At 69.9% G+C, this 20,819-nt stretch carries 27 protein-coding genes; 14 read left to right on the forward strand and 13 right to left on the reverse strand.

Annotation, left to right across the window (positions count from 1 at the left end; genetic code table 11):
• Positions 1–51: 51 nt before the first annotated feature.
• The 6 genes from ACQPZP_RS02055 to ACQPZP_RS02080 all read right to left on the reverse strand — a co-directional run bounded on the left by ACQPZP_RS02055 (position 52) and on the right by ACQPZP_RS02080 (position 3,870).
• On the reverse strand, positions 52–354 hold the full coding sequence (locus tag ACQPZP_RS02055; protein WP_433475912.1) for a DUF6510 family protein: 303 nt from the start codon (positions 352–354) through the stop codon (positions 52–54).
• Positions 355–366: 12 nt separating this feature from the next.
• On the reverse strand, positions 367–1,077 hold the full coding sequence (locus tag ACQPZP_RS02060) for a ferredoxin reductase (RefSeq protein WP_433475913.1): 711 nt from the start codon (positions 1,075–1,077) through the stop codon (positions 367–369).
• Positions 1,047–1,646 carry a sulfite oxidase-like oxidoreductase gene (locus ACQPZP_RS02065; protein WP_433475914.1) on the reverse strand — a complete coding sequence of 200 codons (600 nt, stop codon included), beginning with the start codon at positions 1,644–1,646 and terminating at the stop codon, positions 1,047–1,049. The genes ACQPZP_RS02060 and ACQPZP_RS02065 overlap by 31 nt, the downstream gene beginning before the upstream one ends.
• 69 nt (positions 1,647–1,715) lie before the next feature.
• Complete coding sequence (locus ACQPZP_RS02070; RefSeq protein WP_433475915.1) at positions 1,716–2,225, reverse strand: GNAT family N-acetyltransferase; 510 nt, start codon at positions 2,223–2,225, stop codon at positions 1,716–1,718.
• 400 nt (positions 2,226–2,625) lie between these two features.
• Entirely contained in the window at positions 2,626–2,979 is a 354-nt protein-coding gene (locus tag ACQPZP_RS02075) for a PRC-barrel domain-containing protein (RefSeq protein WP_433475916.1), read from the reverse strand.
• Between the two features lie 63 nt (positions 2,980–3,042).
• Entirely contained in the window at positions 3,043–3,870 is an 828-nt protein-coding gene (locus ACQPZP_RS02080; RefSeq protein ID WP_433475917.1) for an MBL fold metallo-hydrolase, read from the reverse strand.
• 136 nt (positions 3,871–4,006) lie between these two features.
• On the opposite strand from ACQPZP_RS02080, the gene ACQPZP_RS02085 reads away from it, so the two are divergent.
• From ACQPZP_RS02085 to ACQPZP_RS02125, 9 genes are all read left to right on the forward strand, one after another.
• Positions 4,007–4,837 (forward strand): SAM-dependent methyltransferase, encoded by an 831-nt coding sequence (locus tag ACQPZP_RS02085; RefSeq protein WP_433475918.1) that lies wholly within the window; start codon positions 4,007–4,009, stop codon positions 4,835–4,837.
• Complete coding sequence (locus tag ACQPZP_RS02090) at positions 4,834–5,049, forward strand: DUF397 domain-containing protein (protein WP_433475919.1); 216 nt, start codon at positions 4,834–4,836, stop codon at positions 5,047–5,049. The genes ACQPZP_RS02085 and ACQPZP_RS02090 overlap by 4 nt, the downstream gene beginning before the upstream one ends.
• Before the next feature lie 75 nt (positions 5,050–5,124).
• The gene (locus ACQPZP_RS02095) at positions 5,125–5,967 is read left to right on the forward strand and encodes a helix-turn-helix domain-containing protein (protein WP_433475920.1); all 843 of its coding nucleotides are present in this window, start codon (positions 5,125–5,127) and stop codon (positions 5,965–5,967) included.
• A gap of 5 nt (positions 5,968–5,972) precedes the next feature.
• Entirely contained in the window at positions 5,973–6,170 is a 198-nt protein-coding gene (locus tag ACQPZP_RS02100) for a DUF397 domain-containing protein (RefSeq protein ID WP_433475921.1), read from the forward strand.
• A 343-nt stretch (positions 6,171–6,513) separates the two neighbouring features.
• Positions 6,514–7,281, forward strand: coding sequence for an ATP-binding protein (locus tag ACQPZP_RS02105; RefSeq protein WP_433475922.1), 768 nt, complete (start codon positions 6,514–6,516; stop codon positions 7,279–7,281).
• A 209-nt stretch (positions 7,282–7,490) separates the two neighbouring features.
• Positions 7,491–8,039, forward strand: coding sequence for a hypothetical protein (locus ACQPZP_RS02110; RefSeq protein ID WP_433475923.1), 549 nt, complete (start codon positions 7,491–7,493; stop codon positions 8,037–8,039).
• 230 nt (positions 8,040–8,269) lie between these two features.
• Positions 8,270–9,403, forward strand: a complete 1,134-nt coding sequence (locus ACQPZP_RS02115) for a serine hydrolase domain-containing protein (protein ID WP_433475924.1) — start codon at positions 8,270–8,272, stop codon at positions 9,401–9,403.
• On the forward strand, positions 9,400–10,176 hold the full coding sequence (locus ACQPZP_RS02120; RefSeq protein WP_433475925.1) for an SDR family NAD(P)-dependent oxidoreductase: 777 nt from the start codon (positions 9,400–9,402) through the stop codon (positions 10,174–10,176). The genes ACQPZP_RS02115 and ACQPZP_RS02120 overlap by 4 nt, the downstream gene beginning before the upstream one ends.
• A 160-nt stretch (positions 10,177–10,336) precedes the next feature.
• Positions 10,337–10,783: a lamin tail domain-containing protein gene (locus ACQPZP_RS02125; protein WP_433475926.1), complete on the forward strand. Its 447-nt coding sequence runs from the start codon at positions 10,337–10,339 to the stop codon at positions 10,781–10,783.
• A gap of 49 nt (positions 10,784–10,832) precedes the next feature.
• On the opposite strand, the gene ACQPZP_RS02130 is transcribed toward ACQPZP_RS02125, so the two are convergent.
• Complete coding sequence (locus ACQPZP_RS02130; RefSeq protein ID WP_433475927.1) at positions 10,833–11,225, reverse strand: nuclear transport factor 2 family protein; 393 nt, start codon at positions 11,223–11,225, stop codon at positions 10,833–10,835.
• A gap of 87 nt (positions 11,226–11,312) precedes the next feature.
• Between ACQPZP_RS02130 and ACQPZP_RS02135 the strand changes: the two genes are divergently transcribed.
• Positions 11,313–12,089, forward strand: coding sequence for a helix-turn-helix domain-containing protein (locus ACQPZP_RS02135; protein ID WP_433475928.1), 777 nt, complete (start codon positions 11,313–11,315; stop codon positions 12,087–12,089).
• Positions 12,090–12,265: 176 nt separating this feature from the next.
• A complete protein-coding gene (locus ACQPZP_RS02140; protein ID WP_433475929.1) occupies positions 12,266–12,784 on the forward strand; it encodes a hypothetical protein in 519 nt (172 codons plus the stop codon).
• A 186-nt stretch (positions 12,785–12,970) separates the two neighbouring features.
• Here ACQPZP_RS02140 and ACQPZP_RS02145 read toward each other — a convergent pair whose 3' ends face one another.
• Together ACQPZP_RS02145 and ACQPZP_RS02150 are read right to left on the reverse strand one after the other, a co-directional pair.
• Positions 12,971–14,182, reverse strand: a complete 1,212-nt coding sequence (locus tag ACQPZP_RS02145) for a CaiB/BaiF CoA transferase family protein (RefSeq protein ID WP_433475930.1) — start codon at positions 14,180–14,182, stop codon at positions 12,971–12,973.
• A complete protein-coding gene (locus tag ACQPZP_RS02150) occupies positions 14,179–14,811 on the reverse strand; it encodes a GntR family transcriptional regulator (protein ID WP_433475931.1) in 633 nt (210 codons plus the stop codon). The genes ACQPZP_RS02145 and ACQPZP_RS02150 overlap by 4 nt, the downstream gene beginning before the upstream one ends.
• Positions 14,812–14,870: 59 nt before the next feature.
• Between ACQPZP_RS02150 and ACQPZP_RS02155 the strand changes: the two genes are divergently transcribed.
• Positions 14,871–15,767, forward strand: a complete 897-nt coding sequence (locus tag ACQPZP_RS02155) for a hydroxymethylglutaryl-CoA lyase (RefSeq protein WP_433475932.1) — start codon at positions 14,871–14,873, stop codon at positions 15,765–15,767.
• Here the strand turns inward: ACQPZP_RS02155 and ACQPZP_RS02160 are convergent.
• The 4 genes from ACQPZP_RS02160 to ACQPZP_RS02175 all read right to left on the reverse strand — a co-directional run bounded on the left by ACQPZP_RS02160 (position 15,764) and on the right by ACQPZP_RS02175 (position 18,792).
• Positions 15,764–16,408, reverse strand: a complete 645-nt coding sequence (locus ACQPZP_RS02160) for an SDR family NAD(P)-dependent oxidoreductase (RefSeq protein ID WP_433475933.1) — start codon at positions 16,406–16,408, stop codon at positions 15,764–15,766. The genes ACQPZP_RS02155 and ACQPZP_RS02160 overlap by 4 nt on opposite strands.
• Positions 16,409–16,468: 60 nt before the next feature.
• Complete coding sequence (locus ACQPZP_RS02165; RefSeq protein ID WP_433475934.1) at positions 16,469–16,780, reverse strand: hypothetical protein; 312 nt, start codon at positions 16,778–16,780, stop codon at positions 16,469–16,471.
• 77 nt (positions 16,781–16,857) lie between these two features.
• Complete coding sequence (locus ACQPZP_RS02170; RefSeq protein ID WP_433475935.1) at positions 16,858–18,159, reverse strand: phosphotransferase family protein; 1,302 nt, start codon at positions 18,157–18,159, stop codon at positions 16,858–16,860.
• 12 nt (positions 18,160–18,171) lie between these two features.
• The gene (locus tag ACQPZP_RS02175; RefSeq protein ID WP_433475936.1) at positions 18,172–18,792 is read right to left on the reverse strand and encodes a TetR/AcrR family transcriptional regulator; all 621 of its coding nucleotides are present in this window, start codon (positions 18,790–18,792) and stop codon (positions 18,172–18,174) included.
• Positions 18,793–18,922: 130 nt separating this feature from the next.
• Here ACQPZP_RS02175 and ACQPZP_RS02180 point away from each other — a divergent pair, with 130 nt between their 5' ends.
• The gene (locus tag ACQPZP_RS02180) at positions 18,923–19,564 is read left to right on the forward strand and encodes a carboxymuconolactone decarboxylase family protein (RefSeq protein WP_433475937.1); all 642 of its coding nucleotides are present in this window, start codon (positions 18,923–18,925) and stop codon (positions 19,562–19,564) included.
• Complete coding sequence (locus ACQPZP_RS02185; protein WP_433475938.1) at positions 19,564–20,733, forward strand: acyl-CoA dehydrogenase family protein; 1,170 nt, start codon at positions 19,564–19,566, stop codon at positions 20,731–20,733. The genes ACQPZP_RS02180 and ACQPZP_RS02185 overlap by 1 nt, the downstream gene beginning before the upstream one ends.
• The last annotated feature ends 86 nt before the right edge of the window (positions 20,734–20,819 follow it).

The raw sequence follows: 20,819 nt of genomic DNA on the forward strand, positions 1-20,819 counted from the left end.
AGAGCCTAGCGAGGGTGATCGTCCGGATCTGCGTCTTCGGACGCAGTCGCGCTACGTTCCCGGCTCGCCTGCGGCGGGCGGGAGCCGGATGTGCAGGGAGACCGTGCCGGTCAGGTCGAGATAGGCGGCGTCCGGGGTGCGGACGAGGCGCAGCACGACGTGGTCGCAGCCGGGGCAGCGGGCGACCAGGCCGGGGGCGCGGTCGTAGACCCGCAGGGCGGCGACCGGGCCGGTCCGGCCGCAGTTGACGCAGCGGCCGGTGGCCGCCGTGACGTCCACGGCGAAGACCTCGCTCAGCGGGCCCGCGAGGGCGTTGCCGTCGAGGTGGTCGTGGTCTCCAGAGCGCACGGTCATGTCAGCCTCCGGTCAGCCGAACCGTTCGGTCTTGATGCGGCGCGGGTCGTGGTCGCGGGCGAGCAGCAGGTCGGCGGCCGCCTCCACGAATCCCGTCGGACCGCAGATGAAGCAGTCGACGTCCGTGGAGACGCCCTCCAGGTCGGCGGGGGTCAGCCGGCCGGGTGGGCGCGGACAGCCGTCGGGGACCTTGCGGGTGTAGATGTGGGTGACGTCCACGCCCGGGTCGGGGTGCTGTAGCTCGTCGGCGTAGAACACGTCGGCGGGTGTGCGCGTGGAGTACACCAGGCGGAACGGGACGTCGCTCCCGGAAAGGCGGCGGGCGCGGATCATCGCCATCAGCGGCGCGATGCCGGAACCGCCCGCGATCAGCAGGACCGCCCGTCCCGCATCGGGACGCCAGACGAACCAGCCGCCGACCGGGCCGCGGATCTCGACCGGGTCGCCGGGGCCGAGCACGTCGGTGAGATAGGGGGAGACCTCACCGTCCGGAGCCCGCTGCACGGTCAGCTCGACCCGGCCGGGTGCGGAGAGGGAGTAGCTGCGCTGCGCGCTGTAGCCGTCGCCGGCGGTCAGCCGCACGTCGACGTGCTGACCGGCCAGATGCCCCGGCCAGTCCGGCACGTCGAAGACGAGCGTGCGGGCGGTCCCGGTCTCCCGGCGAGCTTCGGTGAGCCGTGCGACCCGCCATGTCAGTCGCCCTGGTAGCGCTGTTCTCGCCATGGGTCCCCGTAGTCGTGGTAGCCGGCGGTCTCCCAGAAGCCGGGCTCGTCCTGGGTGAGCAGGTCGATGCCGCGCACCCACTTCGCCGACTTCCAGAGGTAGAGGTGCGGCACCAGCAGCCGCGCCGGGCCCCCGTGCTCCGGCGCGAGATCGTCGCCGTCGTAGCGGTAGACGATCCAGGCCTGCCCGTCCAGCAGATCCTCAAGCGGCAGGTTGGTGGTGTATCCGCCGTAGGAGGACACGAGTGCGAAATCGGCCGCGGTCTCCACGTCGGCCAGGAGGACGTCCAGCGAGGCCCCCTGCCAGTCCGTGCCGAGCTTGGACCACTTGGTAACGCAGTGGATGTCCACGTGCGGTGTGTCGGACGGCAGTTCCAGCAGCTCGCGCCAGGACCACCGGTGCTCGCGCCCGGTCTCGGTGGTGACGGTGAACTCCCAGTCGTCCGTCGGTACCCGCGGAGTCGGGCCGGCCGACAGGACCGGGAAGTCCTCGGTCAGGTACTGGCCGGGTGGCAGCTCGACGGCGGACTCACGCCGCCGGCCGTGGAACCCGGGCGAGACGATCCCCATCACGGCCTCCTCTCGTATCGTGCTCCCCTTCCATCTTCCGTCACGCGGTCGCGGGGCCCACGTCGGGTGTCAGGGGCAGGGGCGTTGTTGTCCGTAGAGGAGTGCTGGTCCGCCCTTGTAGTCGATCTCGCGGAGCAGTCGGTGGCCGATGCGCTCGGCGACCGACACCGAGCGCTCATTGCCAGGACGGATGACGGAAATGATCTCTTCGGCGTCGAGTTCGGTGAAGCAGTAGGCGACGGCGGCGCGAGCGGCCTCGGTGGCGTAGCCCTTGCCCCAGTGCTCGCGGGCCAGGCACCAGCCGACCCCGAGGCCCGGGAACCCGTGCGGCCGCCAGGGACCCGCCCGTCCGGCGAACCGTCCCGTCGCCCGTTCGACCACCGCCCAGTGCGAGTAGCCGCGGATCTCCCGGTGCCCGATGAACAGCGCCAGGCTCCGCCAGGCGTCGGCCGGCGATCGTCCGACGGGCTCGGCCAGCCCGCCCGCGACCTGCGGATCGGCCATCATCGCCGCGTAGTCGTCGAAGTCGTCACCGGTGAGCGGGCGCAGGATCAGCCGCTCGGTCTCCACCACCGTCATGATCACAGTGTGATCCACGATGCCCCGGCTCCAAACAAAGGCGTCCCGACGGGATGTGGTTCAGAACCACACCCCGCCGGGACCGGTCGATCAGGAACCCGCCAGGCGGATCCCCGAATCAGGGTTGAGTTCGGTGCGGCCGGCGGCTAGAACAGCACCGCCAGGCTCACCCGGCCCGGGCCCCGGGGGGGCTGGTCCAGGATGGGGCCTTCGGGCTGGGGCGCCGGACCGGGCTCCGGCTCCTTGCCGTAGCGCAGAACCATGTCGGTGTTCCTTTCGGTTGGGGCGACCGGGACGGTCGCACACACGAATGGACCGTTCGCGGTTCGCGATCTTGGGCAACTTCCAAGGCCGATCACGGTCTGGCCGAGAGACCGGCGTCCGCGGCCTGACCGGGAGGTCAGCGGCGGGCCAGGCGGCGCTCGTTCGGGCCGGCCTCGTAGGGGAGGTCGTAGTGGGCGAACACCTCGGATTCGGCCTCGGCGAACAGCTCGCCGTCGGTGTCGATCGCGGGCGCGTCCTTGACCTGTCTCTTCGTGTGCGCGACACGGAGGTACTCCGGGCCGATCGTCGAGCCGGCCAGAGGCGCGAAGACCAGCCGCTGCCGGGTCGGCAGGCCGACCTTGATCGTGGCGAAGGACGGGAGGTCGGTGTAGGTGTCGACGTAGATGGCCTCAAGCTCGCCGATCTTGCTCCCGGACTCGTCGATCACGTTCCGGCCCCGCCAGTCCCGGATGTCCTCGATTTCGAACATGTCCTGTCCAACCGCCGTAGGTTCACCATTGCATTTACCCAGCTCACGCCGCATATGCACGGCCTACGTCGGTGTGAAGGTGTGGGTCTGGCCCGGGGCGACATACGTGGCCTGGTCGGACAGGCCACGGCGTTCCAGTTCGCGGCGGAAGTCTTCCAAGGGCGAAGTGAAGACGGTGTAGTCGTCGTAGTGGACCGGGACCGTGTTCGCCGGACGGATCGTCTCGATGAGGTCGGCTCCTTGGCCGGCGTCCATCGTGACGAGGAGCCCGCCGGGCAGCTTGGTGCCGCCCAGATGGAGGACGGCGAGGTCAATGTCGCGGTAGCGGCGGGCGATCTGCTGGATGCCGTCGAACATCAGGGTGTCGCCCGTGATGTAGAGGCGGAACTGCACGTCCCCGGTGGCGGGGCCGAACTCCAGAAGGCTGCCCATGACCGGAGGCAGCAGCAGCCGTGCGGGGCCGGGCGCGTGCCGCCCCGGCATGGACCTGATGCGCAGGACCGCCCCGTCCTTGACCATGGTGTGCGACTCCCAGGTGCGCAGGCCGATCGCATGCCGGAAGCGGTGCCAGCCCTGGAGGCGGCGGGCCGCGTGCGGTGTGGTGATGATCGGCAGGCCCCGGTCGAGTTTCGCGCGGGCGACCCGGTCCCAATGGTCGCCGTGCAGGTGGGACAGGACGACGGCGTCCAGCCGCGGAAGGTCGCCGACCTGAAGGGCGGGCTCGGTCAGCCGCCGGGACGTCAGCCCGTGCCCGAGATAGGCGCGCTGCCCGCGGTGCAGGAAGTTGGGGTCGGTCAGCAGAGTGAAAGGCCCGCAGCGCAGCAACGTCGTTGCATTCCCGATGAATTGCAGCGTGACCTGGCGTAGCGCGAGTTCTGGTGCGGTTTTCATGGTCTGCCCCCTTCGTTCCGGCAATGCCCCGCCAGCGCCCGCCGAACCATGAATGTGCAGGCCGGGGGCATCGCGTGGGCGGCGGGCGTTGCTTCATAATTCGTGCATCACAAGTTGCGGCAATGGAGGCGAAACGGTGAGCGACATCGAGCAGGCTCCGCCGGGGGTGGACATCACCCGCCCCAGTCCGGCCCGGATGTACGACTACATCCTCGGCGGCACGGAGAACTACGAGATCGACCGCAAGGCCGCGGAGACGGTCAGGGCGAGCATGCCCGACCTGGAGGACGCCGCCTGGGCGAACCGCGGCTTCCTGCAGCGCTCGGTGCGCTGGCTGGCCGAGCAGGGCATCCGGCAGTTCATCGACATCGGCGCGGGCCTCCCGACGCGGAACAACACGCATGAAGCGGCGCAGGCGGTCGCGCCCGACGCGCGGGTCCTGTACGCCGACAACGATCCGATGGTGGCGGCGCACGCGAAGACCCTGCTGGCGGGGTCGTCCGGAACGGCGTTCATCACGGCGGACTTCCGCGATCCCGAGGGGCTGCTCGGGCAGGAGGAGGCCATGGCGCTGATCGACTTCTCGAAGCCGGCGGGGCTGCTGCTGGTGGCGGTGACCCACTTCGTGCCGGACGAGGACGACCCGTGGGGGGTCGTCGGGCGCTACATGAGCCGGCTGGCGCCGGGCAGTTATCTGGCGCTGTCCTCCATCACGAGCGAGCGCCAGCCCGACAAGGCGGTGGACACGGTGCAGGCCGTGTACTCCAAGTCGTCCACCGGTGCCGTCCGTGTCCGGACCCGCGCGGCGATCGACCGTTTCTTCACCGGGCTGGAGATCGTCCCGGCGTATGAGGGGGCACCGGCGGAACTCTCCTACGTTGGGCAGTGGGGCGCCGACGATCCTGACGCCGCCGATAGTGATGGATCGCGCTGGGGTTACTGCGCTGTTGGGAGGAAGAAGGCATGAGGAAACCGACCATCGAAGAACTGGGCGTCGACCCCGACGCCATCGACTGGAAGCGCTCTCAGACGGACGAGGGCGGCATCGAGGTCGCGTTCGTCGGCGAGTGGACACTGCTGCGCACGTCCGGAGATCTGATCTCGGTGTTCGACGAGCACGAGTGGGCCTGCTTCCTGGACGGCGTGAAGAAGGGCGAGTTCGACCAGGCGGCATCCTGATCCGGCCAGATCTGTGATTCACAAATTCGGAAGGCGTATGCTGATGCCGGCCGTATGTCAAGGGAGGTGGCTCCGATGAGCGAGGCGTACGGGGCCACCATTGCCAAGCGGGGGCTGGCGCGCCGGCTGCGGGACCTGCGCGTCGAGGCGGGATACACGGCCAACCAGGTCTGCGACCGGCTGAACTGGGGACGGGGCAAGGTCGGCCGGTTCGAGGCCAACAACTGGGTCCGTCCCGAGCTCAGTGACATCCGCGATCTGGCGCGCATCTACGAGGGCAGCGACCTCGGGGAACTGGAGGAGCTGGCGACGCGCGCCCGGAAGCGGGCCTGGTGGCGCGACTACCCGGATGTCTTCCACAACGAGTTCCCCGGTTACGAGGGGGACGCGTCGAGCATCCGGGTGGTCATGCCGCTGGTACTGCCCGGCCTGCTGCAGACCCTGCCGTACATGCAGGCGCTGCTGTCGTCCGGGACGAAGTCGCCCGAGTGGCGGGAACAGGCGCTGCGGGCCCGGCTGCGGCGCCAGCAGATCCTGGACCGTGACGACGGGACGGCGCCGGAGCTCACCGCGCTGATCACCGAGGCGTCCCTGATGTACGAGTGGGGCGACCCCGGGGACCGCCGCGCCCAGTACCGGCACATGCTGACCATGGCCGCGCGCCCGAACGTCGAGCTGCGGCTGCTGCGCCTGTCGGACGGCCTGCATCCGGGCATGTCGACGCTGGTCAACATCTTCCGGTTCCCCGCCGGCGAGCCGTCCATGGTCTTCCTGGAGAACGACGCGGACATCCAGGAAATCGACACCCCCGGAAAAGTGGAGGCGTATGACGCGATCTTCGAACAGATCCGCCAGGCGGCGCTGAGCCCCGCCGACACCGCGGACCACCTGGAGAAACTCATCGCGACACTGGAGTAGGACGTATGGACCTCTCTCAGGCACGGTGGTTCAAGGCCACCGCCAGTGCGAGCAGCAACGGGGGCTGTGTCGAGGTCGCCGACCTCGGCACCGCGACCGGGCTGCGCGACAGCAGGACACCGGAGGCCGGGGCGCACGTCGTCGCCCGGTCCGTCTTCGCCTCGTTCCTCGACGATGTGCGGGCGGGCCGGTACGACCGCTGACCGGGCCGCACACAGGATCCCCCAGGGCTGCACCCCTGGGGGATCTTCATGTGTGCGGCCCTCTCTCAGGCGCCGTCCACGCTACAGCGCCGCCCTCGGGGCGGTCCCGTGTCCGCCGGTACACGTTTTCGGTACCCCGGGTGGATGAAGTTTGTACGCATTCGGGTGCCTCGGTGAACGTCTCAGCTGTGAACGCATGATCCTTGCGATGTCGTGCGCCGAGAGGCCAGAAATGTGCGAAGCTTTGATCTGTGATTCACACATAGCGAGTCGCGAACCATCGAGTTTCATGTCGCGAATGTCTGAATCGCGAATGTCTCCGCAACCCCCGAGGGTGGGCGCCATGACGAAGGCCGCGACGATGTGCGGGATTCCCTGGAGGCTGGAGAACGGCGGCTGCGCGGCCCTGCCCCTGCCCGCCGACGACTCCATCGCGAAGGTCGCGCGCGCCCACGTCAAAGGACTGCTCCCCGCGCTCGGGCTCTCCATTCAGGACTCCGACGACATCACGCTCATGGTCAGCGAGCTGGCCACCAACGTCCTGCAGCACGCCACGCCCTGCGAAGGCGGCCCCAGCGCCGAACTCTGGGTCTACCAGCGCACGGACGGCCACGGGCGGGACGAGCTGGTCGTCAAGGCGTTCGACACCCTCCGCACCTGGCGGCACCGCCCGGACAAGGCCGGCCCGATGCTCGAACACGGCCGCGGGCTGGAGATCATCGAACTGCTGACCAAGGGACGGTGGGGGCACCACGCGTCCCGGTCCCGGCTGGCGGCGCCCGCCGTCCCGGGCAAGGCGACCTGGTTCGCCCTGCCGCTCCCGCACACCGTGCGGCGCCGCCACGTCTGGCGCGTGGACGGCCCCCACGCCACCAAGGACCTGCACGCGCTGCTCGTCCAGCGAGGCGTCATCCACCTCACGCCCAAGGACGAGCTCGGCATGACCGTCCTGTCCGGTCGCGGCGACGTGACCGTCTGGTGCGAGGCGGCGACGTTCCGCTGGCGCGTCCGCTCCGCGGAGGCCGGCCGCCTCCCGATCAGCGACATCACCGAGGCGTGCGAGCAACTCGTCCAGCTGTGCGAGTCGATGGACGACCCAGGAGCCGGCTGACTCCCGCCGGCGTCGCGTGGCCCGTCGGGGGGGCGGGCCACGCGACGCCGCGCTCAGCCGCTGACGAGACGGCCGTTTCCTTCGTCCACATCCGGACGGCCGGGCCGTGAGCTTGCCGGGTCTCGGTGAGGGAGGACTGTCCTTTGCGAGCCCTCTCCACAGGGCTCCCGCGTCGCATGCGCGGACGAAGCAAAGTCAAAGGACGGATCATGTCAAACGAAACTCCCTGCCGGCGCTCGGTGGAAGCCGAGGCGGCAGGCGTGGTGGAAGCCGTGGTCGCAGCCGCGGTGGCCACCCACACGACCGAGTACTTCGCGATCGTCAACTACGTGACCGAGGATGGGCCGAAGACCTTCGCGGAGACGGTGCACCTCGACACGAAGCTGAAGGCCACGGAGCGGTGCCGCGCAGTGGTCTCGGCCATCCCGGAATGCTCCGGGATGAAGGCTGTCGTGTACTCCTCCGTGGAACCCAACCGGCTCAGCAGGGCGGGCGAAGCGTTCGAGGCCTACGTGTTCGCCGTCTACGTGACCGAGGACCTGGACAAGGACGTGCCCGAGGACAAGGGGATCAGGTTCTACAACGACCGGTCCACCAACTCGGGCTCGTCCCGCAAAGAGACGATCCCGGGGCGGGCTTCGAGGATGGACGCCCCCGGCGGAGCGACCCGAGAGATGCTCTACCAGGGCTTCACCTCGGGTGTGCCCGACAAGATCAAGACGGTCATCAGCTTCAAGATCGTCTCCAGCAAGATCTAGACCAGCGATGCGAGCCGGCCGGTGAACCGGCCGGTGCTGGTTCCTGAACAACCCACCCATTCGGTCGTGAGGCCATGGGATGCGTGCCGTATCCAGGCGCGCCGACACAGGGGCCCGGCGCATGCCGGGCCCCACCTTCTTGTACCGGGTGGCTCACCTTTGGGGGTGAGGGGGCGTATGGCTAGCACGGTGGATGTGCGGTCGGTGCGCCGGTTCCTATCGTTCGGTCCATGATCATGAGAAGTGCGGCGCTCTGGTGTGCGGTGGCCACGGTTCTGGCCTTGGCGGGGACGGGTGCGGCCGGCCCGGCGGAGGCGGCCGGGCATGGTGGGCTGCGGGCGGTGGTGGAGCGGCTCACCGGGCCGGACGGGGCGCCAGGGGCGCTCGCGGAGGTCGACGATCGGTACGGCCGGCGGGTGGCGACCGGTGGCGTCGCCGACATTCGGACGGGGGCGCCGGTCGATCCGCGCAGCCGGTTCCGGATCGGCAGCCTGACCAAGCCGTTCACCGCCACCGTGGTGCTCCAACTCGTCGGCGAGGGGCGGATCCGGCTGGACGCCCCGGTGGAGCGGTACCTGCCGGGGGTGGTGCGCGGGGCCGACAACGACGGGCGGGAGATCACCGTCCGCCAGTTGCTCCAGCACACCAGCGGGCTGCCGGACGTTCTGGACTACCTGACTCCGATGGACGTCCTCAAGGACCCGCTCCGGCACTGGGAGGCGCGTGACCTGGTGGACATCGCCCTTCCGCATCCCCGGGAGTTCACCCCGGGCGAAGGCTGGGGCTATTCCAACACCAACTACCTGGTGGCCGGAATGATCATCGAGCGGGTGACCGGGCGTCCCTACGGGCAGGAGATCCGGCGGCGGGTGCTCGTTCCCCTCGGGCTGCACGACACCTTCGTGCCGAGCGACGCGCCCGGCATTCCCGGGCCGCACCCGCGGGGATACGTGCGGCCGGAGTCCGATCTGGTGGACGTCACCCGTCTCAACCCGACCGTCGGCGGCGCCGCGGGCGGAATGATCTCCAGCGCCTCGGACCTCAATCGCTTTCTGGGGGCGCTGCTGCGCGGACGCCTGCTGAGGCCGGCGCAACTGCGGGAAATGCTGCGGGCCCGTCCGACGGGACGCGCGTCGGGATCCAAGTACGGCTTGGGGCTGGAGAGGCTCCCCGCCAAGGATCTGCCCGCCTGCGGCGACGGATTCTGGGGGCACGACGGCGACATGATCGGTTTCAGCGCCCGCACGGGAGCGACCATGGACGGAAGGCAGGCCACCGTCATGGTCAACCTCAACCCGGGCGGCGGGCCGACCCTGGACGACGCCATGGACGATGCCCTCCCCATGGCCCTGTGCGGCAGATGATTCATGATGTGCGGGTGAGGAAGTCGTATGTCGTGACCGGAGGCGGACGGGGGATCGGGCGGTCGGTGGTCGAGCGCCTGGCGGCGGACGGCGGACGCGTCGTCGTGATCGAACTCGACCCGGCCGTTCTCGAATGGACGCATGACCACCCGGACATAACCGCGGTCGCCGGAAGCGCCGCCGATGAGAGCGTCGCCGAGCGTGCGGCCGATGCGGCGCAGGAGGCGGGAGATCTCGTCGGCTGGGTCAACAACGCGGCCGTTTTCCGGGACGTCGTGAACCCGTCCGCCCGTGAGCTTCTGGATCTGGTCGCGCTGAACTTCGATCCGGCCGTGGTCGGTTGTGTGACCGCGGTCCGCCGTTTCCTGGACGCCGGAACGGGTGGCGCCATCGTCAATGTCTCGTCCCATCAGGCGCAGCGTCCGGTGCGCGGCTCGCTGCCCTATGCGACGGCGAAGGCCGCGGTCGAGGGGCTGAGCCGCGCACTGGCCGTCGATTACGGCCCGCACGGCATACGGACGAATGTCGTCGCGCTCGGCTCGATCACCACCGACCGGTACGAGACCTTTCTCGAAAACCAGCCCCGGGAAGAGGCGGCGCGAATAGAGAAGGAAATGCGATTGCTTCACCCGCTGGGCCGCGTCGGGCGTCCGGACGAGGTGGCCGCCGCCGTCGCCTATCTGCTCTCGGACGAGGCGAGTTTCGTCAACGGGGTCGTGGTCCCGGTGGACGGTGGGCGCCACGCGGTCGGCCGCGACCCCGAGGAGCTCTGACGACCCCGTGTTTTCCCGGATGACCTGGGCAAACGCGGATAGTTGGACGCGTGGTCCCGGCCCCCGGTTGGCGTCGAGCCCAAACATGGCCAGAAACCTCTATTGATCAGTGAATACCGGTACATCTAGGGATCCGCTCGACCAGGAGGGATCCACAGGGGTGAAGAAGCTTCTCGTCACGGGGGCCGCCGCGATCGCGGCGGCGGGAGCCGGAGTGCTGGTGGCGACGCCCGCCGAGGCCGCGAGCCCGGTCCAGATCTACCGGGTGTACTACAACTCGCCCGGCAGCGACACGGGCTCGAACAAATCGCTGAACGCCGAATGGGTGCAGCTTTTCAACACGTCGAGATCGTCGAAGAACTTGAAGGGCGTCAAGCTCCGCGACAAGACCGGATACACATTCACTTTCGGCTCCTTCACCTTGAAGGGCCGTAAGTCGGTCTACGTTCACACCGGCGGGGGCTCCAGCACCGCGACGCACCGTTATTGGGGCAAGAAGTGGTACGTCTGGAACAACACCGGCGACACCGCTTACCTGCTCTACGCGAGCGGCCGGGTGGCTGACAAGTGCTCGTGGGGTCGGACGGGTTCCTCGAAGTACTGCTGACCGGCGACGACCTGCCCGGCCGCGCGGGCCGGGCAGGTCCACCGGCCGGTCAGCGGCCGGCGGGTTCCCACCAGCGCAGGTTGGCGGCCGCCTGGTCCACCGGCTCGATGATCTCCCACGCCTCCGCGATCAGCCCGTCCTCGGCCACCCGCACGATGTCGACGACCGCGATCTCCGGTCCGCCGCTCGGCAGCCGGCGCTGCGAGTGCACCACCACGTGATCAGCGTCGCCGAGCACATGCCGGACGTCCACCCGCATTCCGGCGAGCGGGCCGAGCGCCGCGCGCACGGCGGCGAGCCATTCCTCCTTGGTCGACGAGGTCGAGTCGGGCCTGTGATGGACGAAGTCGTCGCTCAGGTACGGCTCGATCGCGTCGACGCCGCCCGCCCCGATCAGCTCCGCCAGTGCCCGTTGGACGATGTCCTTGTTGTCTTCGGTCATGGGTCGCAGTGTTTCCGCGGTCGCGATGGTTGTCGATGAAATGGCATGTCATGGCGTCCGGCGCCACGATGAGTACCCTCGATGATCGTGAACACGGTCGGGGAGATGCTGAGGGAGTGGCGGCACCGCCGCCGACTCAGCCAGCTCGATCTGGCGATCGCCGCCGACGTGTCGGCCCGTCACGTCAGCCTGGTCGAGACCGGCAGGTCCAACCCGAGCGCCGACATGGTCCTCCGGCTGGCAGACCAGCTCGACGTGCCGCTGCGTGATCGCAACCGGCTGCTGCTCGCCGCCGGCTTCGCGCCCCGGTATCCCGAGCGCCCGCTCGACGGCGACGCGCTGTCGGCAGCCCGCGGCGCGGTCGAGCGGGTGCTCCAGGCGCACGAGCCGTACCCCGCGCTGGTCTTCGACCGCCGATGGAACATCCTGATGACCAATCGCGCCGTCGACCCGTTCTTCGCGGACGTCGACCCGGACCTGCTGCGGCCGCGGCCGAACCTTGTGCGCCTGGGGCTGGACCCGCGCGGGCTCGCCTCCCTGGTCGTCAACCTGGCGGACGTGCGTGCGATGTTCCGCTCCCGGATCACGCGCCAGCTCGCCACCGCGCCCGACCCCGAGCTCACGGCGCTCTACGAGGAACTGCTGGCGCCCGGATCGGAGGACGCGGCGGACCGCTCGATCGAGTCCGACGTCGCGATCCCGATGATCATTCGCGTCGGCGGACGGGAACTGCGGCTGTTCTCGACCATCACCACGTTCGGAACCCCCATGGACATCACCCTGGACGAGGTGGCGATCGAGTCGTACTACCCGGCCGACGCCGAGAGCGCCGCCTACTTCACGGCGTCCGGCGGCACTCCCTGATCAAGGTGGCCGGGGCGGAGAAGGCCGAGCGGATCAGGGTTGGGCAGGGACGTGGACAGAGTGCGTGGCAGGTCGCTGTCTGCGGCTTTGCGGACAGGGGAGTCGCCTGGACGGTCTCCTATGTGTCGCACGTCGGCATGAACAGACGCGAAAACTAGATTCCTAAGGAGCGCGCCATGGAACGCCGCCTCACCGCAGAACTCGACGACATCGACCAGCTCATGGTGCTTGGCCAGGCCATCAACGTCGTCGTCTACGCCGAAGAGGGCCGCGAAGGGCTCGAAGCCCACATCGAGGCCATCGGCAGCGAGTTCGAGACCGAGGCCGACCGTGCAGAGCTGATGCCGTTCATGAACGAACTCGAACTGGGGCTCTTCCCGGTGGTGACCCGCTCCGGTGGGCTCCCGGCGGGCATGAACGTGCACGGCGACTTCAATCTCTCAGCCGACCAGGGCAGCATCGCCGCCGCCGTCGTCAACGGACCGGTGACGCTCGATGGTGGCCGAGTCGACATCGGAGGCGCTACCCCGGCTCCGGCCAAGGTCGAAGGCCACCTGACGGTCACCCTCAGGATTCCCCTCGACCTCAGGATCAACGTCCGCCTCAAGGGCGGCGACATCACCACGCACGGTGTGCCGGAGGGCAACGCTCGACTGCGCACTGACGCCGGAACGGTGACCCGCCACCAGGCGTAGGCCACCGGAACGGCGCACTGAGGGGCCCGGCCATGCCGGGCCCCTACGTCGTTTGGCCGACGCCGTCCAGACCCCTCCGGCGGGCCACCCCCGGCCCGATATCGGGCACGGTGCTCGGGCGCGCGGACAGATCCACCCCCGGCGAGCGCGTTCGTCTTTCTCACACGCCTGTCGGCGATGGTCTCGTCAGATCGTGCCCGAGGCTTCCAGGCCGGCGATGTCCTCGGGAGCCAGGCCGAGTCGTTCGTAGATCTCGGTGTTGTGCTCGCCGAGGGCCGGGCCGAGCGTGCGGACCCCGCCCGGTGTGTCCGACAGCTTCGGGAAGACGTTGTGCATCGGGAAGTCGCCGAAGTCGGGATGGGCCAGCCGGATGATCGCCTCGCGCGCCTTGTAGTGCGGGTCGGCGAGCATGTCCTTGGCGCGGTACGTGAGCCCGGCGGGGATCCCGTTCTCGTGGAGCAGGCCGAGCAGCGGCGCCGAGTCCTGGCCGGCGGTCCAGGCCGCGATGAGGTCGTCCAGTTCGTCCGCATTGGCGCCGCGTGCGCCGTGCGTGGCGTAACGCTCGTCGTCTCCCAGTTCGGGACGTCCCATGAGCGCGGCCAGGCGGCGCCAGATCGTGTCCCGGTTCGCGGCGATGAGGACGGGCCCGTCCTTCGTCGGGTAGACGTTGCTGGGCGCGACGTTCGGCAGCACCGACCCGGTGCGTTCCCGCTGGTAACCGGCGATCTCCCACTCCGGGACGAGTGACTCCATCATCGCCAGGACCGCCTCGTACAGTGCCGAGTCGACGATCTGCCCGCGTCCCGTCCGGTGGCGGGCGTGCAACGCGACGAGGGTGCCGAGGGCGGCGAACGTGCCGGCCAGCTCGTCCCCGAGGGAGATGCCCGCGCGGGACGGCGGCCTGTCCGGATCTCCGGTGACGTACCGGATGCCGCCCATGGCCTCGCCGATCGAGCCGAACCCGGCGCGCGGCGCGTACGGGCCGTCCTGCCCGTATCCGGTGACGCGCGTGATGATCAGCCTCGGGTTCTCGGCCCGCAGGTCGCCCGGCGCGAGACCCCAGCGTTCCAGCGTCCCGGGACGGAAGTTCTCCACCAGGACGTCGGCCTGGGCGATGACGCGCCGGGCGAGCGCCTGACCGTCCCGCGTGCGCAGGTTCAGCGTCACCGACTTCTTGTTGCGCGCGAGGATCGGCCACCACAGCGACATGCCGTGCGGCTTCTCCCGGCCCCACTCGCGCATCGGGTCCCCGGTGCCCGGCGGCTCGATCTTGACGACCTCGGCGCCGAAGTCGCCTAGGAGCTGGCCGCAGAAGGGCCCGGCCAGCAGCTGCCCCATCTCGACGACCCGCAAGTCGCCGAGCGCGGCGGCGTCATCGTTCCCTTGCCGGATGCTCATCGTTCTCCTCGCAGGCTCACAGCTGCGGCGCGGATGTGGGCGCGCATCACCGACTCGGCCCAGGCGGGGTCGCCGGCGGCGAGCGCGGCGACGAGTTCGCGATGGTGGTGCATGCTTCGTGACATCTCGTCCGCGTCGTAGCGGCGGAACGTCCCGACGATCAGCGGAGCGTGCATGACGGACGTCAGCATCGCGGGCAGCCGCCGGTTTCCGGACGCCTCGATGACCGCCGCGTGGAACGCGGAGTTGAGCCGCGCGACCCGCCCGAGATCGCCCGCCGAGGCGGCCTGCTCCATCGCGTCGCACCGTTCGTGCAGGTCGCCGAGGACGTCCGGGCCGGGCGCCCGGCTCGCCGCCCGTGCGGCGGCGTAGGGCTCCAGCAGCGCCCGGAGCTCGAAGATCTCCTCGATGTCCTCGCGCGTCCACTGGACGACCCGGGCACCGCGGTGCGGCAGAACCTCCACCAGGCCGTCCGACCCGAGCCGCTGCAGCGCCTCGCGCACCGGCGTGCGCGACAGCCCGAGCGTCTCCGCGAGCTCGGCCTCCCCGAGCCGGCTGCCCGCCTCCGCCGCGCCCGAAAGGATCATCTGCCGGACGGCATCGTACGCCGTGTCGGTGGCACGCCCCATCGTCCCTCCTTGGCGATGATTGCATGCAATATAGTCCTAGAGAGGTGAGTCAAGGCCAAATGGAGGACGTTTTGCATACAACGGTCCTGGAGGTCGGGCCGCGTGACGGCCTGCAGAACGAGGATCGCGTGCTCTCACCCGAGGACAAGATCGCCTTCATCACGCGGTGCGTGGACGCGGGTGCCCGCCGCGTCGAGGCCGTCTCCTTCGTCGACCCGAGACGCGTCCCGCAGATGGCGGGTGCCGAGGAGGTCATGGCCGGAGTGCCCCGCCTCGAAGGCGTCTCCTACAGCGGGCTCGTCCTCAACCGCCGCGGCCTGGACCGCGCGATGGAAGCGGGCGTGGACGAGATCAATGTCGCCGTTCCGGCCTCCGACACGTTCTGCGTCCGCAACCAGGGCTGCACCACGTCCGACATGCTCGACGCCTGGGACGGCATCGCCGCGGCCGCCACCGACGCCGCCGTCCCCATCGGAATGACGATCGCGACCGCCTTCGGCTGCCCCTTCGAGGGCGACACCCCGCCCGCCCGCGTCGCCGAGATCGCCCGCCGCGCCGCCGATGCCGGGGCCTTCGAGGTGGGGCTGGCCGACACGATCGGCGTCGGCGTCCCGGCGGAGGTCCGCGACTTGTCCCGCCGCACCCGCGAGGCGGCCCCCGGCACACCGCTGCGCTTCCACTTCCACAACACGCGGAACACCGGCTACGCCAACGCTCTCACCGCGCTGGACGAGGGAGCCGCAACCCTGGACGCGAGCGCCGGCGGTTTCGGCGGCTGCCCCTTCGCTCCCGCCGCCACCGGCAACATCGCCACCGAAGACCTTCTCTACGCCCTCCACCGCACCGGGGTGGAAACGGGCGTCGACTTGGAGCGGATGGCGAAAACGGGGACGTGGCTGGCCGGCCTCCTGGGCAGGCCGGCCCCCGCACTTCTGGGGCGTGCGGGCGCGTTCTAGGGCCCGTGGAACGCTTCGCGCTCCCATTCGTGACGTTCCTGCGTGTGCAGCCGCCAGTAGTGCTCGGCGATGTCGTCCGGGTCGAAGTCCGTCCCCGGCTCGACCGCGCCCGCGACGGTGACGCTCGCGACATGCACCCCGGACGGCCCGTACTCCTGGTCGAGCAACTCGACCAGCGTTCGGACACCCGCCTTGCCCAGCGACAGGCTGACGTACCGGCGCTTCGGCTCCGGCATCCCGCCGGTGATGAGGAACGTTCCACGGCCCCGTTCCGCCATCGCGGGCGCGACGTGGGCGGCCGCCGTGATCGCACCGACCACGTTGACGGCCCAGGCGTCCATATGGCCCTGGACCGACAGTTCTCCCGGCGCGTCGGGCCTGATGAGCGCCGCGTTGTAGACGACGACGTCCGGCGTGCCGAACTTGCCGGTGACCTCGTCCAGCGCGGAGCGCAGCGCGACCTCGTCGGTGGCGTCGGCCGTCCCCGCGACCACGGGCACCCCCTCGACCGCTTCGGCCGCCGCGCGAACCGTCCCCTCGGTCCGCGCGATGAGCCCGACCGGCAGCCCCTCCCGGGCGAACCGGCGGGCCACCGCCCGCCCGATCCCCGGACCGACCCCGATGATCAACGCGCCTGCCATCCCCGGCCTCCTTCGCTCGGGGACGACGCTACGCCCTCACATCGATGTGAGGGTCAAGCGTCAGTTCAGATCGAACTTGACCTTCTGCCCGTCGATCGAGGTGACCTTGATCATGACGGGCCCGACCTGGGAGCTCTCCCCGTTGCCGATCGTGGTGGGCGCCGACCCGCCGGCCGAGACGGTCATGCCCTGAGCGTTGATCTGCGAGACCGTGACGTCGACGTCGTTGACCTCCACGGTCTGACCGGCACCGCTCACCGTCACATGGCATTTCCCGTTGACGCAGCTGTGCGAGTTGCTCTGGCAGCCGGTGACCAGCAACACCCCGCCGAGCGCGAGCACCGAGAGAACCGGAACCGAACGCTTCACCATTACCCCCTGATTGAGCGATTTTGGGGGATTTGATGCATCGGCCCGCCCTTCGGTTCCCCATGAAACGCGCGCCGGCGTCAGGCGGGCAGCGAGAGGTGACGGGGGTTGGCGACGGTGAGCTTGTCGGTCACCGAGGCGCGCACGGCGGTCACGACCTCGTCCATGCGGTCGTCCAGGACGCCGTCGCGGATGGCTTTCGCCAGGTCGGTGTCGGTTTCGCAGCCGAGGCTCGTCAAGCGGTTCTGGTGGGCGATCTTGTGGGTCTCGCCTAGAAGGAGTTCCCGGCGCGCTATGCGAAGGGCGGAGGCGGCCACGCGGGCATGGAAGCGTAGACGGTCGTCAGGCTGTTCGGCTTCTGCGAGAAAAGTGCCCACGGCGTCTATGAGAGTGTGTGCGTCCGGTCTGTCGTGAGGGGACGTATCCGGGGTCTCCGCGTTCTCCAGTGGGTCTTGGACGAGCGTGGGTTCGGTCAGGCCCATGGCCAGGAGAAGGTCGTGTTCCTGTTCGCAGACTCTGCGGCCTAGGACCGCGTACTCGATCGAGAGGTCGGCTCCGCTCAGGTAGCGCTCGGCCTGGTGGCGGCACAGGATCGTCCAGCGAAGCGTGCCGTAGACCTCCCACCAGTGGAGCTCTTCCGGCGTGGGCGGGGTACCGCCTGCGGCGGCATAGCCGGCGAGGAGTTCTTCGCGTGGGCCGAAGCCGCCGACGGGATGGGGAGAGCCGAAGCGCCATGCTTTGACGCACAGCCAGCCGAGGTCTTCGGCGGGGTCGCCGAGGTGGGCGAGTTCCCAGTCGAGGACGCCGGTCACACCGCTGGGCGCGATCATCAGGTTCCCGTTGCGGAAGTCGCCGTGGACGACCGTGCGGCGACCCGACGAGGGCGGGCGGTGGTCGGCCAGCTGGCGCAGCGCGAGCTCGACCGCGGGACGGGCCTCGAACGCCGAATAGTGCGCGGTGAGCGCGGTCAGCGGGTCGTCGCCGGGGAGACCGGGGACCGGCGGCATCGTGTGCAGGCGGGCCAGGATGCCGCCCAGTTCGCGGGCCAGGCCGGGACGTTCCGTCCGCAGGATGCGGCGGGGGATCGTCTCCCCGGACAGCCGCTCCATGATCATGTACGGCGAGCCGGCCAGGTCGTCGCCGTGGTCGACGAGGCGCGGGACGGGGACGCCGGCGTCCGCGGCGGAGGCGAGCAGCCCGGCCTCGCGGGCCATCGCGGCCGGGTCGGGGGACGCGGGCGGGTCGCGGCGCAGGATCAGGGCGCGGCCGCCGGCGTCGAACGACCAGGTCTCCCGGCTCGCGCCGCCCGACAGGCGGCGGAGCCCGGTGACGGCCGCGCCCACCCGGTCGGCGAGCGCTCGCTCCAGGGTGTTCGGTTCCACGGGTCTCCTTCGTCAGGACTGCAGGCCGAGGGCGCGCACGCTGAGCGTGTCCAGAGTCTCCAGGAGGCGCTCGGTGCCCGGGGGATCGTCGCCCTGGACGAGCCACAGGTACAGCGAGTGGTCGACCATCGCGCCGAGGACGCGGGCGGTCATCTCAGGGTCGAGGTCGGACGGGACGAGCCCCTCGCGCTGCCAGCGCGTGATCGCCCGCGCGGAACGTCCCACCGCCGCGGCCCGGTGCTTGCGCCGCAACCCCTGGAACTCCTCGTTGAAGGTCGCGACCTGCTCGATGATCGCCATCATCTTCGCGTTGCGCCGGTACGCCTCGTAGTAGGCGCGGTTGGCGCGCCGGACGCGGTCCGCGGGGGACGGGCCGGCGGACGGGACGAGGTCGTGGTGCGTCATCTCCTGGAACAGCCGGTCGGCGACCTCCAGGAACACCGCTTCCTTGGACGGGAAGTAGGTGTAGAAGGACCCGTAGGCGACGCCCGCGTGCCGGGTGATGTGGGCGACGCGGGTCTCCGGGAAGCCGCGCTCCTCGAACACCTCGCGGGCGGCGGCGACGAGGCGCTCCCTGGTCCGCGCGCCGCGCTCGGTGAGCGGCTGCCCGCCGGGATCGTCGCCGCTCCGCATCGCCGTGGTCCCTTTCGCCGGCGGTTGACAACCGGATGTGCGCAGGAACAGTATCCGAGCATCGGGCAAGTTGATATGACTGTCAAGTCAACTCTTGACGCCGCCGACCGGGCCGTCCGGAAGGAAAAGCATGCCGCGACTGCGTGAGGTTCCCCGCGCCGAAGTCACCGACGAGCGCATCCTCTTCTTCTATGACCACCTCTTCGCCCCCGACCGCGACCCGGCGGCCGACCACGGCACCGCGACCGGGTCGCCCGGCGACTGGTGGACGGTGTTCGCCCAGTCCCCGGACGTGTTCCGGCACGCCGTCCGCGGTTTCGCGCTGTACCGGAACGCCGAGCTCGACCCCGTCCTGCGCGAACTCGGCCAGTGCCGTGCGGGCTGGGCGCGCGGCAGCCAGTTCGTCTTCTCGCAGCACTGCAAGCAGATGCGGGCGCTCGGCATGGCCGAGGAGAAGATCGAGGCGATTCCGCACTGGCAGACGGCCGACTGCTACTCGCCGCTGGAACGGGCCGTCCTCGCCTACACCGACTGCCTCGTCCTGGACGGCGGCCGCGTCCCCGACGCCGTCTTCGAGGTGCTGAAGAAGCACCTCTCCGACAAGGAGATCCTTCAGCTCACCTACATCACCTGCATGTACGACATGCACGCGACGATGTCCCGCGCGCTGCGGCTGGAGTTCGACGACCGTCCCGAGCCTGTCGTCGAGGTCGCGGCACCCGAGGGCTACGGCACCCGCGACATCGCCGCCGACCTGACCGGGGAGGGCTGATGCTCTTCCCCGTGCCCGACCGCGTCCGGGACGTCCGGGACGCCGTCCACGCGTTCATGACCGAACGCGTCGAACCGGCCGAGCCCGAGCTCAACGCCGGAGACCGCGGGAAACTCCGGCAACTCCGCCGGGAGGCCGAGGACGAGGGGCTCTGGGCGCTCGGCCACCCCGCCGAACTGGGCGGCGGCGGCATGCCCTTCCTCGACTACGTCTACGTCAACGAGGTGCAGGGGCGCAGCGAATGGGGCCAGCTCGCCCTCGGCACGTTCACGCTCCAGGACTCGCTCATGCTGCACAAGTACGCGAGCCCCCGCTGGCGTGAGCGCTATCTGGCCCCCATGGTCGCAGGGGAGGTCTCGCCGAGTTTCGCGATGACCGAGCCCGCCTACGCCGGCTCCGACCCGACCCAGTTGCAGACCAAGGCCGTCCTGGACGGCGACCACTGGGTCATCAGCGGCCGCAAGTGGTTCACCACGGGCGCCGCCGACGCCGCCTACACCACCGTCATGTGCCGCACCGAGCCCGAGGGGACCGCTCCGCACCGCTCCTTCAGCATGATCGTCGTGCCGACGGACACGCCCGGGTACCGGATCGTCCGGGAGACGCCCGTCCTCGGCCTGAACGGCGGCCACTACGAGGTCGCCTACGACGACGTCCGCGTCCCGGCCGACAACCTGCTCGGCCCGCGCGGGCACGGCTTCGTCATCGCCCAGGAACGGCTCGGCCCCGGCCGCATCTTCCACTGCATGCGCTGGCTCGGCCAGGCTCAGCGCGCCTTCGAGCTGATGTGCGCCCGGCTCGGAACCCGCGTCGCGTTCGGGGAGCCGCTCTCGGCGAAGCAGCTGATGCAGCAGCACGTCTTCGACTCCTACACCGAGATCCAGGCGGCCCGCCTGCTCACCCTCCAGGCCGCCGAGCAGATCGACGCGGGCGACCAAAGCCTTGGGGCGAATGCGCGCATCGAGATCGGCGCGATCAAGGTCGTCGGCGCCCGCATGCTGCACAACGTCATCGACCGGGCCATCCAGGTCCACGGCGCCGCCGGTCTCACCGATGACCTCCCGCTTTCCCGCATGTACCGCCACGCCCGCGAGGGCCGCATCTACGACGGCCCGGACGAGGTCCACATCCAGAGCACCGCGCGACGGATCCTGAAGGCGATGGCATGAGCACGTCGCGCTGATCACCTCGGATGATCGGTGGTGCGGGGGCGTCGCGCGGCAAGACGTGCGGCGCGGCGCAGGGCGGCGTCCTT

Source organism: Spirillospora sp. CA-142024 (genome assembly GCF_050942325.1).
GTDB lineage: Bacteria > Actinomycetota > Actinomycetes > Streptosporangiales > Streptosporangiaceae > Spirillospora.

Excerpts from the sequence above, each read along its gene's own strand:
- ACQPZP_RS02055 (WP_433475912.1), bottom strand. The coding sequence starts at position 354 with ATGACCGTGCGCTCTGGAGACCACGACCACCTCGACGGCAACGCCCTC.
- ACQPZP_RS02060 (WP_433475913.1), bottom strand. The coding sequence starts at position 1,077 with ATGGCGAGAACAGCGCTACCAGGGCGACTGACATGGCGGGTCGCACGG.
- ACQPZP_RS02065 (WP_433475914.1), bottom strand. The coding sequence starts at position 1,646 with ATGGGGATCGTCTCGCCCGGGTTCCACGGCCGGCGGCGTGAGTCCGCC.
- ACQPZP_RS02070 (WP_433475915.1), bottom strand. The coding sequence starts at position 2,225 with ATGACGGTGGTGGAGACCGAGCGGCTGATCCTGCGCCCGCTCACCGGT.
- ACQPZP_RS02075 (WP_433475916.1), bottom strand. The coding sequence starts at position 2,979 with ATGTTCGAAATCGAGGACATCCGGGACTGGCGGGGCCGGAACGTGATC.
- ACQPZP_RS02080 (WP_433475917.1), bottom strand. The coding sequence starts at position 3,870 with ATGAAAACCGCACCAGAACTCGCGCTACGCCAGGTCACGCTGCAATTC.
- ACQPZP_RS02090 (WP_433475919.1), top strand. The coding sequence starts at position 4,834 with ATGAGGAAACCGACCATCGAAGAACTGGGCGTCGACCCCGACGCCATC.
- ACQPZP_RS02095 (WP_433475920.1), top strand. The coding sequence starts at position 5,125 with ATGAGCGAGGCGTACGGGGCCACCATTGCCAAGCGGGGGCTGGCGCGC.
- ACQPZP_RS02100 (WP_433475921.1), top strand. The coding sequence starts at position 5,973 with ATGGACCTCTCTCAGGCACGGTGGTTCAAGGCCACCGCCAGTGCGAGC.
- ACQPZP_RS02105 (WP_433475922.1), top strand. The coding sequence starts at position 6,514 with ATGACGAAGGCCGCGACGATGTGCGGGATTCCCTGGAGGCTGGAGAAC.
- ACQPZP_RS02110 (WP_433475923.1), top strand. The coding sequence starts at position 7,491 with ATGTCAAACGAAACTCCCTGCCGGCGCTCGGTGGAAGCCGAGGCGGCA.
- ACQPZP_RS02115 (WP_433475924.1), top strand. The coding sequence starts at position 8,270 with ATGATCATGAGAAGTGCGGCGCTCTGGTGTGCGGTGGCCACGGTTCTG.
- ACQPZP_RS02120 (WP_433475925.1), top strand. The coding sequence starts at position 9,400 with ATGATTCATGATGTGCGGGTGAGGAAGTCGTATGTCGTGACCGGAGGC.
- ACQPZP_RS02130 (WP_433475927.1), bottom strand. The coding sequence starts at position 11,225 with ATGACCGAAGACAACAAGGACATCGTCCAACGGGCACTGGCGGAGCTG.
- ACQPZP_RS02140 (WP_433475929.1), top strand. The coding sequence starts at position 12,266 with ATGGAACGCCGCCTCACCGCAGAACTCGACGACATCGACCAGCTCATG.
- ACQPZP_RS02145 (WP_433475930.1), bottom strand. The coding sequence starts at position 14,182 with ATGAGCATCCGGCAAGGGAACGATGACGCCGCCGCGCTCGGCGACTTG.
- ACQPZP_RS02150 (WP_433475931.1), bottom strand. The coding sequence starts at position 14,811 with ATGGGGCGTGCCACCGACACGGCGTACGATGCCGTCCGGCAGATGATC.
- ACQPZP_RS02155 (WP_433475932.1), top strand. The coding sequence starts at position 14,871 with ATGGAGGACGTTTTGCATACAACGGTCCTGGAGGTCGGGCCGCGTGAC.
- ACQPZP_RS02160 (WP_433475933.1), bottom strand. The coding sequence starts at position 16,408 with ATGGCAGGCGCGTTGATCATCGGGGTCGGTCCGGGGATCGGGCGGGCG.
- ACQPZP_RS02165 (WP_433475934.1), bottom strand. The coding sequence starts at position 16,780 with ATGGTGAAGCGTTCGGTTCCGGTTCTCTCGGTGCTCGCGCTCGGCGGG.
- ACQPZP_RS02175 (WP_433475936.1), bottom strand. The coding sequence starts at position 18,792 with ATGCGGAGCGGCGACGATCCCGGCGGGCAGCCGCTCACCGAGCGCGGC.
- ACQPZP_RS02180 (WP_433475937.1), top strand. The coding sequence starts at position 18,923 with ATGCCGCGACTGCGTGAGGTTCCCCGCGCCGAAGTCACCGACGAGCGC.
- ACQPZP_RS02185 (WP_433475938.1), top strand. The coding sequence starts at position 19,564 with ATGCTCTTCCCCGTGCCCGACCGCGTCCGGGACGTCCGGGACGCCGTC.